The 2,469-nt window shown below is 53.3% G+C and carries 2 protein-coding genes and 2 pseudogenes; 3 read left to right on the forward strand and 1 reads right to left on the reverse strand.

Annotated features, from left to right (window positions below):
* A pseudogene (locus ACXJKO_RS31210) lies at positions 1-228 on the forward strand (IS110 family transposase); the annotation flags it as partial.
* A 16-nt stretch (positions 229-244) separates the two neighbouring features.
* Positions 245-409, forward strand: a pseudogene (locus ACXJKO_RS31215) (IS3 family transposase); the annotation flags it as partial.
* 38 nt (positions 410-447) lie between these two features.
* Here ACXJKO_RS31215 and ACXJKO_RS31220 read toward each other — a convergent pair.
* Entirely contained in the window at positions 448-636 is a 189-nt protein-coding gene (locus ACXJKO_RS31220; RefSeq protein ID WP_457094883.1) for a hypothetical protein, read from the reverse strand.
* Between the two features lie 375 nt (positions 637-1,011).
* Here ACXJKO_RS31220 and ACXJKO_RS31225 point away from each other — a divergent pair.
* Positions 1,012-2,469 (forward strand): hypothetical protein (locus ACXJKO_RS31225; RefSeq protein ID WP_457094884.1); only part of this gene is annotated, 1,458 nt, incomplete at its 3' end.

Raw genomic sequence — 2,469 nt, forward strand, 5'->3', positions numbered from 1 at the left:
CGGCTCAACCGCGGCGGCAACCGTCAGGCCAACGCGGCTCTGTATCGTGTGGTCATTAGCCGGATGCGCAGCCATTCTCCCACTCGTGACTACGTCCGCAAGCGAACGGCAGAGGGTAAGGGCAAGATGGAAATCATTCGCTGTCTCAAGCGCTTTGTCGCACGGGAGATCTTCGGCTATCTGTGCCGCACCAGCAGGCCTCCCGCGGCAATCTCGGCAATCTCTTGACCTCTATAGGAGCATCAACGCCCCGATGGAGTCGTTCTTCCACTCCCTGAAGGTGGAGTTGGTCCATCAGCGGCGTTGGGCGAGGCGCGAAGAGGCACAGCGAGATCTGTTCGGCTACATTGAGGGCTACTACAATCGACAGCGTATCCACTCGGCTCTTGGGTATCTCACACCCGAATAGGCTGAGCAGAAGGCGAGCTAAACCCGGTGTCCACGCATTCAGAGGAAGATCATAGAGAGCTCCCGGTCGGTATCGATGTGCAGGAACTCGCCGACCGCTTCAATGGTCAGAACATCGCTGTCGGCCAGCGTGGGCGCAGGACCGCGCTGGCGCAGCTTGGGGCAGGATTGGCGGAAAAAGTGGTCGATGGTGCAGAAGACGGTTATGATGAAGCTCTCGAAGTCCATGGCAGGCTCCTCTGGCAGCAAACAGGCGTTGCAGGCTGTTCACTGCTTCAGGATAGCCGAGGATCTCGAGACCAAAAACTCGCACACCGGGTTAGCTAGGTCGCGTCCTGGAACAGAGGCAGGGTTTCAACTAGCGTCTCAAGAGTTTACGAGGTCGACTCATACAGCGTGGCAGGGGCCTCTCAAGGGAGAACCTCAATCATGATTTCATGGCTCCGACGATGTTCGGATCTCTACCTACATGGTTTGGCTCGAAGTTGCGCAATGAGCAGCTATGTTATGTGTGTTGCACAAGTAGTATGTGCACAAGAAGGCCCGCTTCCTAGCCCTCGCTCGGCTTCAACTTACGAAAGCATCGGGATTTATTGGCGGATCATGCTCGGCTCTGCCGAGGCAAACAATACAGAATGTCGCGTAGAATTTCGAGCCAAGGGCACCTCAAAGTGGAACGAGGGCCTGCCACTTTGGTACGATCAGAGGAACTCCGAGTTCCGAGGGAGCCTCGTTCACCTGCAACCTGGCACCTCTTACGAGATCAAGCTGTCGGTTAACAGCGGCATCTCTCAAACGTTTGAGGCGACGACGTGGCCTGATAAGCCGCCAGTGGCTCAAATTATAGAATTGCCGGCGATCTCTCATCGGACACTTTGGATCACAGAGTCAGGACGCTCAGATGGCTATGTTCTCTACACATCGCCCCCGGGCCAAACTGCGACGATCGACACTCAAAAGAAAGATGATTTCAATGTTGTCGTTGATGCGAAGTACATCATCGTGCGTGGCCTCCGCCTGAAGGGCGCCAGACATTCAGGTATATTGCTCGGACCTGCTTCTACAAAGAACTCCAGCGATGTCACGGATGTTATCATTGAGGACAACGACATCAGCGAATGGGGAACAGATGAGCCAACTTGTGCTGGGAAAGCCGTTGTTCATGGCACCAACTTGCAGGCCGCGATCTATTCACACTCCACCAAAGTTGAACGAGTTACAATTCAGCGAAACAGGCTGCACRATCCAAGCACCGGGGCAAACAGTTGGTATGAAGAAAATTGTGCGGGAAATCGGCATCCGCAAGGCCCACAGGGGATTAGCATTCGGAAAGGTCTTGGGAGCCTCGTCATAAGATACAATGAGATCTACTCACGGCCAGATCACTACTTCAATGACGGGATGGGTGATGTCGACAATTTTTCTGATGCAGGATTCCCGAACAGAGATTCCGACATCTACGGCAATTTCATTGCTAATAGCTGGGATGACGGCATTGAGGCAGAAGGCGCAGATGAGAATGTGCGGATCTGGGGAAACTACCTTGATCAGATCATGATACCCTTTGGCCTCGCGCCGGTGTATCGGGGCCCGATTTATATCTGGAGAAATATTAGCCATGTCAGTCGCTCCGGACCCGACAGGCCCTATGGGCAGAGCTTTATCAAAGCAAGGAACATGACAGGCAGTGACACCAGGAGCTTTGGCGGGGGTAGAGTATACTTATTCAATAACACCTCTCTGAGCCCCCATACCGGCTCGTCGACGAGGGACTTTATCAGAGAATATAACCGAAAGAATCGGTTGATGAATTACAGAACTCTGAACAACGTCATGCATGTAAGTAATAGTCTCAGGAATTACAGTATCAAAGACGAGTTTGGCTCGGACAACCTCTTTGACTTTGATCTGCTCGTCGGTCGGACCGCGTTCTCTCAAGTTCCGCAACCACAGGAAGTACATGGTGTTAGAGGGGTTCCAATCTATACGTCTGGCTGGGGGTTTGACGGAACTACGAGGACAGGTAGGTTCTCTCTAGCACCAAGCAGCCCGGGCTATGAT

It is taken from the genome of Microvirga sp. P5_D2 (genome assembly GCF_054049475.1).